Genomic DNA, 5,964 nt, shown 5'->3' on the forward strand with positions numbered 1-5,964 from the left:
TTTTTTCTTCCCGATTCAACCTATATCAGTCGCATTGACGGTGAAAATTCGCGAAACATCAAAATTATCCTTGGCATTCAGACCGTTGACAAGTTTTGGGGGTTGTTGTTATTTGACAAACCTGCCGTGTACAGGATGCCCCCCGATTGAGGGAACCCGGGGAAACATCGTGCGATTCACACCAAAATTGCCGATTTTGGTCCACAAGCACTGGCAACTACCGTAAGAAACTTGTTCGCTTGCCGAAAAAGGGATGGATTTCAATTCCCTTGTTGCGACGACCGCATAATTCAACCTGAAATTGCACGTTTTTTTACAAATTGAGTCTTTGTGACGATATATATGAAGCGATGCAACAGAACGCCAATACAAAAAAACAAGGAGTCCAGTATGGATAACAAAATCGAAGAAAAGAAGGAACTCGACCAGAACGGCAAATCTACAACCAGCAACATCAGGCGCATTCCAAAAAAGGGCGAACCCGGCTACGACGAGTTCATGCGGGAACTCTTTCGAAGTGCAGGGTCGAACATGCTGAGGGACGACGAAATATAAAAGCGGGCAAAATGATTATACAAGAAATAAATCCTCTTGAAATGGCGAGCCTGCATGTTGTTTACGACAATCTCTCGCCTCTTGACGAGGCGGACGGCAAGCATGGCTCTACAGAGCTACCTATTCAGAGAGTTCGAGTCGCAACCGTAAGTAGGGAGATAGAAATGAGAATAGCTCGTTCACTATTTGAGCAGTATAAATATCCGGAGCGATTTCCGAATTTCAAACGATTGATGGCTTTCTGCGACGGGAATAATTTGCGGATGGCATTTTATGACGAACCGCCATACTTGGGAATTGTCCAAATACGGAAACTCTGTCCAGGGAAAACTTTTGAACTTGTTTAAATCGCCATTTAACAATTCCTGGTTCTGGGTGTGCGTAGGTCTTTTTGTATCCATGTGCGCCACGCAGGTAATTCTAGAAGTCCGTGGAGATTGCGAAGACGCTCTAAGAGGATTTGAGATTAAATGCCCTGAGGGTTTTATCGCTTGGGAAAACACTGAATTTGAAATTACAGGCAAGTACAAAGCCCTCGGTGATTCGTTGGCCGATTTTGAAAAGCGAATTGAATCGGGATGCCGCCCTTTCGACTTTACAAATGTTCCACGCACTACAGTTGACAGCCTGCTGGACGCCCACAGCGTAATCCATTATACCTGGATTCAAGGGCTGGTGAACCTCAGTGAAGGAGTCCTGGTAAAAGCAGACACTACAATTTCAACAAAGCCCCACAAATACCGTTAGGCACACCGGCAACTACATTCTTTTACAAACCGTTTCAAAAAAAACGATATAAGAATAGGTTTATAAACGGAGGCTTAATCCTGAACCTGTTCAAGCACCAGTGGCTGCCGGATTACAACCGGGAATACATCGTCAAGAAGTTTCCTACAGAAAATTTCAAGGTGACATTTGAGATTAAAGGGCATGACGTGCCCATGGACCAGGTTGTCGGCAACGAACGTCACATCCGGCGAGGGACCGTCACCTATGCCGATGCCGAAGGGAATTCTACAACGTGCTGGTTATTCCTGCGCAGGGGCGAAATAACCTTCGACTCGGTATCCTTTGCAATGGACAGTTTCGTGCTGGAAGGCATCGAGCCCGGCATACGCAAGCTTCCGCGGGTTGCAAAAAGGACAAGGTCGACAAGTACCGCAAGATGCTCAAGGAAAAACTTTCGGAAGCGATGGACTACTGCCCGGGATCTTTTTTGGACCAGCTTCACGAATACCCCATTACCGACATGCCCCGCTGGCGCCGCAAGCGCATCTTGAACCTGCTCGCCAACATGAGCGAGGACGGGGTTCCCGCCTTTGTCAGTTTTGACCTGGACGAAGAAGGATAACGTCGCTTTACAATTCTTGTTTTTATTTAATATCAATCAAATCAAAATACATCAAACGTGTATGCAAAGGTTTTTCTCCCAGCATTTTCACGTTTATTCCAAGAGCCCTTGCTTCGTTAATTTCGGAACTATAAAGGAATTTGAAATTGTTTTTCTGATAGTAATGAATGACTTCCGGTTTATTGATTGCATCAACGATGATAAACCGGCAACCGGTCTTGTTTTCGTCGCTACGGAACCAAGCCTTGATGAAGTCCATTACTGCAGAGCCAAAACCTTGTTTGGCAAATTCAATATTCGTCCCTAGGCGACCGACCAAAACTCCGGGATAGCGGCGAAGATTCTTCTCGCCATTCTCCGTGACATATTCAGTCTTCGCCTTGTCTTCAGGAGCAAGTTGTTTGATTCGAATTGAATCGTTTGATATTGTAAATGCAGCAACGATGCTTTCGGGACGCTCTCTTAGACGAAAGACATAAGTCTTTCCCAAAAGTTTTTCACCGTATAGTCGAAAATCCTCTCTGAAAAATTCGTCAAGGTCTTCATTTCCGCATTTGAAGGGGTTGCAACTTTGCAGCAATTCCGAAGAAAGCCGAGCAAACGAGCATCGGTTCAAAAATTCGGCAAGGGTCATGTCTAGAAACCTTGTTCGCGGAGGAAATTTCTAACGAGCAGGATTTTATCACCAAAATCCTGTTTACGCTCGTTCTTTTCGGCGTATTCGGCTTCCTTGAGAAAACGTTCAGCGTCTTCCCCTTGAAGCGTCGGTATGGATCTTATTGCCACTGCCATAGGTTTATTCCTCAGTTTAAAAATAGGTTTTAAAAGTCTAATTGTCAATATGGCATTTACGCACATATCCCTAAAATAGCATTTAAAAATGGCAAAAAATGACAAAAAGCAATCAAGGTCACATTTGTGACCTTGAACAGTAGCGATAATCGTCGCGGTTTTGTGTCTTTCGCTTACTTCAGGTTCGTCTTGAAGAATTCGTTCAGCTTTTCGAAGGGGATTTTTTCCAGGTTGTCGTAGAGGTCCACGTGGGAGGCTCCGGGAATAACGAGTAATTCCTTGTTGCCGACGGTCTTGCTCCAGTTCTTGGTGGCGTCGAGTTTTGCGGGGACGTTTGCCTTCTTGCCGGTCATCTTTTCGAATGCGCCTTCGCCGAAGTAGCGGCTGTGGGCCTTTTCGCCGTGGATGATGAGCACCGGGTTACGGATTTCGTCGGCGTATGCGAGGAGCTTGGTGTTCATGAGCGAGGTGCCTGCGGAGGCGGCCCAGCCCTTGTTGCTGTTGAGGGAACGCTTGTGATAGCCGCGCGGGGTCTTGTAGTAGGCGTAGTAATCCTTGACAAAGTAAGGAGCGTCGTCCGGGAGCGGGTCAATAACACCGGCGGCCAGGTCGTACGTGCCGTTCTTGAAGTCCTTGGTGCGCTGGGCCATCAATGCCTTGCGGGCCTCGTTACGGGCGTCGGCGTTGTTTGCCGCATCGAAGTAGCCATTTGCAGATACGCGGCTCATGTCGTACATGGTCGAGGCAACCGTCGCCTTTACGCGGGTGTCAATGCCGGCAGCGTTAATCGCCATGCCGCCCCAGCCGCAAATGCCGATGATGCCGATGCGTTCCGGGTCAACGTTGTCGCGGGTCGAGAGAAAGTCCACGGACGCCATGAAGTCTTCGGTGTTGATGTCCGGGCTGTTCATGTAGCGCGGTTCGCCACCCGATTCGCCGGTGAAGCTCGGGTCGAATGCGATGGTCAGGAATCCGCGTTCCGCCATCTGCTGGGCGTAAAGGCCGCTGGACTGTTCCTTGACGGCACCGAACGGGCCGGATACTGCAATCGCGGGGAACTTGCCGTTCACCTTGAGGCTCGTGTCCTTGGGCACGAACATGTCGGCAGCGAGTTCAATGCCAAAGTGATTCTTGAAAGTGACCTTGGAATATTCGACCTTGTCACTCTTGGGGAATACCTTGTCCCATTCGGCGGTGAGCGTGAGCTTGTTCATATTTTCGTCCTTTGTCTGTTGTGCGGTTTCTGTTGCGAACTGCGTGGCCGGCGTGGCGGCACCTTGCGCAGCAGGCTTGTTTTCTTTTTCGGTGCAACATGCCATCAGGGTGCATGCGGAAACCACGGCGAGTGCCGCACTTAAGAATTTGGATTTCATGAGCTATCTCCTTGTTGTTAAACTTTCTTTGTCGCCCTGGACCCTGAAACGCAACGCGTGATGGGGATAGGATCCATGGATTCTATCGCCCCTATGGGGCTCCAGAATGACATCTTTGTATTATATCTTACTGCCCATGGCGAACGCCTTTTTCAGGAGCGCGGAATTCTTCTTGACATCGCCAGCGCTTTCGGCTCCCGTGGCACAGAGGGCTCCCTTGAGCTTCACGCCATCAAAGCAGGCGATCCACCCGCCAATGCCGCGTTTCGCGATGTTCATGGCCTTTGCGTCGGTGTCGGCGGCAGACGTGAGCAGGTAAATCTCGCGGAACTTGTAATCGCTCGCATAGAGGGAATTAGCGCGGTCGAGCATCGTCTTGAGCTGGCCGCTCATTTCGTAATAGTAAATCGGCGTCGCAAACACGATGACATCGGCCGATTCCATCTTCTTGGTAATGGCGGGTGCGTCATCCTTGATGACGCACTTGCCCTTTTTCTGGCAAGCGAGGCAGCCCATGCAGAAACCGATCTTCTTGCCGCGCAGCGACTCGAATTCCACCTTGTTGCCCGCCTCGGCGGCACCTTTCGCGAACTCCTGCGCCAGGGTTTCGGAGTTGCTCCCCTTGCGCAAGCTGCTGGACAAGACCAATACTTTTTTCATAGGTTCCTCTCGGTTGAAGTCTTTACATGTCCAAATATATTTTCATTTTTCAGATATTGTAAATACTTTGTTTTCATAACTAGATATGCCTGCAAGGCATAGATTTAAGACAGAAAACTCGCAATACGGCGCGTACTTCGTTGAATTTTACTTGCAATTATTCTTAAAATTTTGTATTTTAGGAAAGGAGGTTCCCCATGCCCTGTATTTTGCCAGTTTCTGATTTGCGCAATTATAACGAAGTTCTTCAGAACGTGACCGAAGATTCTCCAGTCTTTTTGACCAAGAACGGTCGCAGTTGTTACGTTGTAATAGACATCAAGGAATACGAACGCATGGTCGCCGAACTGAAGTTACAGAAGGCTCTTGCCGAAGGCGAACGCTCCGCCGAACAGGGACGATGGCTTTCCGCCGCTGATGTGCGGAAAAAATACGAGGTCTAGGCGCCCTCCATCGTATTTTCGCCAAAAGCCGTCGAAGATTTAGACGGCATCAACGCTTATATAGAATCCGAGCTAGGCAGCCCTAAAGCGGCAAATGAAAAAATCATTGAAATTCTTGACGCCATTGACAACCTAGCCGTTTTCCCCGAGATTGGCTCTTCGTTAAGAGGTAAGGTAAATAGCTTGACGAAGTATCGTTGCCTTTCTGTCAGCGGGTATTTGGTCTTTTACCGGAACGAACGTGATGAAGTTTTTGTCATTCGAATTTTGAATAGCCGGATGGACTATCTGAGGATTTTGGGATTGTGATGTTGGAAACGGCAAAAAACTGGCAGATTTTTACGGAACGACACACCATCTTTGAGCCTTCTTTTTGGAATCGAACAGCCTTTTGAGTTCCCGCAGGCTCCAATTCGAGTTTTTCGCCTCAATTTCGTAGAATTTCCGTTCGTCGGGATTATCAATACGCATCAGGAACAAGTAATGGGACCAGCTCAAGACGAATTGGTCAGACACCGTCTGACCAATTTGATAAGTCAGATAGAAATCCCGCATCTGCTTCAAGTTCGTCATAGAAAATCCCTTACCGTAATTTGCAGTAAGCCTAGCAGAAATACGATATTTCGTTGAAATGAGCAATCCATTTCGCAACAACATCCTCATGACGAGCTTCAATAATCCGAAGAATATTTTGCAAGACATGTACCGGTTCCAGAGGAACACCTTCGTTGGACCAGAAATAAACTACCCTGCACTGAAAGTGCAGGGTTTTGTATGTCGTATGCGGATG

10 protein-coding genes and 1 pseudogene are annotated in these 5,964 nt (G+C 48.0%); 6 read left to right on the forward strand and 5 right to left on the reverse strand.

What is annotated here, in order from left to right:
* The first annotated feature begins 390 nt into the window (after positions 1 to 390).
* The 4 genes from Q0P86_RS16270 to Q0P86_RS16285 all read left to right on the forward strand — a co-directional run bounded on the left by Q0P86_RS16270 (position 391) and on the right by Q0P86_RS16285 (position 1,906).
* The gene (locus Q0P86_RS16270) at positions 391 to 555 is read left to right on the forward strand and encodes a hypothetical protein (protein WP_295040939.1); all 165 of its coding nucleotides are present in this window, start codon (positions 391 to 393) and stop codon (positions 553 to 555) included.
* 11 nt (positions 556 to 566) lie between these two features.
* Positions 567 to 902, forward strand: a complete 336-nt coding sequence (locus tag Q0P86_RS16275; RefSeq protein ID WP_295040941.1) for a hypothetical protein — start codon at positions 567 to 569, stop codon at positions 900 to 902.
* On the forward strand, positions 889 to 1,302 hold the full coding sequence (locus Q0P86_RS16280; RefSeq protein WP_295040943.1) for a hypothetical protein: 414 nt from the start codon (positions 889 to 891) through the stop codon (positions 1,300 to 1,302). The genes Q0P86_RS16275 and Q0P86_RS16280 overlap by 14 nt, the downstream gene beginning before the upstream one ends.
* Positions 1,303 to 1,576: 274 nt before the next feature.
* A complete protein-coding gene (locus Q0P86_RS16285) occupies positions 1,577 to 1,906 on the forward strand; it encodes a hypothetical protein (protein ID WP_295040945.1) in 330 nt (109 codons plus the stop codon).
* A 22-nt stretch (positions 1,907 to 1,928) separates the two neighbouring features.
* Here Q0P86_RS16285 and Q0P86_RS16290 read toward each other — a convergent pair whose 3' ends face one another.
* The 4 genes from Q0P86_RS16290 to Q0P86_RS16305 all read right to left on the reverse strand — a co-directional run bounded on the left by Q0P86_RS16290 (position 1,929) and on the right by Q0P86_RS16305 (position 4,731).
* The gene (locus Q0P86_RS16290) at positions 1,929 to 2,540 is read right to left on the reverse strand and encodes a hypothetical protein (RefSeq protein WP_295040947.1); all 612 of its coding nucleotides are present in this window, start codon (positions 2,538 to 2,540) and stop codon (positions 1,929 to 1,931) included.
* Between the two features lie 2 nt (positions 2,541 to 2,542).
* Positions 2,543 to 2,698 (reverse strand): hypothetical protein, encoded by a 156-nt coding sequence (locus tag Q0P86_RS16295; RefSeq protein WP_173352310.1) that lies wholly within the window; start codon positions 2,696 to 2,698, stop codon positions 2,543 to 2,545.
* A gap of 173 nt (positions 2,699 to 2,871) precedes the next feature.
* Positions 2,872 to 4,071: an alpha/beta hydrolase gene (locus tag Q0P86_RS16300; RefSeq protein ID WP_295040949.1), complete on the reverse strand. Its 1,200-nt coding sequence runs from the start codon at positions 4,069 to 4,071 to the stop codon at positions 2,872 to 2,874.
* 120 nt (positions 4,072 to 4,191) lie between these two features.
* Positions 4,192 to 4,731, reverse strand: coding sequence for a flavodoxin family protein (locus tag Q0P86_RS16305; RefSeq protein ID WP_295040951.1), 540 nt, complete (start codon positions 4,729 to 4,731; stop codon positions 4,192 to 4,194).
* A 197-nt stretch (positions 4,732 to 4,928) separates the two neighbouring features.
* Between Q0P86_RS16305 and Q0P86_RS16310 the strand changes: the two genes are divergently transcribed.
* The gene (locus tag Q0P86_RS16310) at positions 4,929 to 5,174 is read left to right on the forward strand and encodes a type II toxin-antitoxin system prevent-host-death family antitoxin (RefSeq protein ID WP_295040953.1); all 246 of its coding nucleotides are present in this window, start codon (positions 4,929 to 4,931) and stop codon (positions 5,172 to 5,174) included.
* Positions 5,175 to 5,183: 9 nt separating this feature from the next.
* Complete coding sequence (locus tag Q0P86_RS17015; RefSeq protein WP_366941349.1) at positions 5,184 to 5,483, forward strand: type II toxin-antitoxin system RelE/ParE family toxin; 300 nt, start codon at positions 5,184 to 5,186, stop codon at positions 5,481 to 5,483.
* 66 nt (positions 5,484 to 5,549) lie between these two features.
* Here the strand turns inward: Q0P86_RS17015 and Q0P86_RS16315 are convergent.
* Positions 5,550 to 5,789 (reverse strand): annotated as a pseudogene (locus Q0P86_RS16315) (DUF1016 N-terminal domain-containing protein); the annotation flags it as partial.
* Positions 5,790 to 5,964: the final 175 nt, after the last annotated feature.

This window comes from uncultured Fibrobacter sp. (assembly GCF_946062555.1).
GTDB lineage: Bacteria > Fibrobacterota > Fibrobacteria > Fibrobacterales > Fibrobacteraceae > Fibrobacter.

Bases quoted from the DNA above. Each gene is read 5' to 3' on its own strand.
- Q0P86_RS16270 (WP_295040939.1), top strand. From the start codon at position 391: ATGGATAACAAAATCGAAGAAAAGAAGGAACTCGACCAGAACGGCAAA.
- Q0P86_RS16275 (WP_295040941.1), top strand. From the start codon at position 567: ATGATTATACAAGAAATAAATCCTCTTGAAATGGCGAGCCTGCATGTT.
- Q0P86_RS16290 (WP_295040947.1), bottom strand. From the start codon at position 2,540: ATGACCCTTGCCGAATTTTTGAACCGATGCTCGTTTGCTCGGCTTTCT.
- Q0P86_RS16295 (WP_173352310.1), bottom strand. From the start codon at position 2,698: ATGGCAGTGGCAATAAGATCCATACCGACGCTTCAAGGGGAAGACGCT.
- Q0P86_RS16300 (WP_295040949.1), bottom strand. From the start codon at position 4,071: ATGAAATCCAAATTCTTAAGTGCGGCACTCGCCGTGGTTTCCGCATGC.
- Q0P86_RS16305 (WP_295040951.1), bottom strand. From the start codon at position 4,731: ATGAAAAAAGTATTGGTCTTGTCCAGCAGCTTGCGCAAGGGGAGCAAC.
- Q0P86_RS16310 (WP_295040953.1), top strand. From the start codon at position 4,929: ATGCCCTGTATTTTGCCAGTTTCTGATTTGCGCAATTATAACGAAGTT.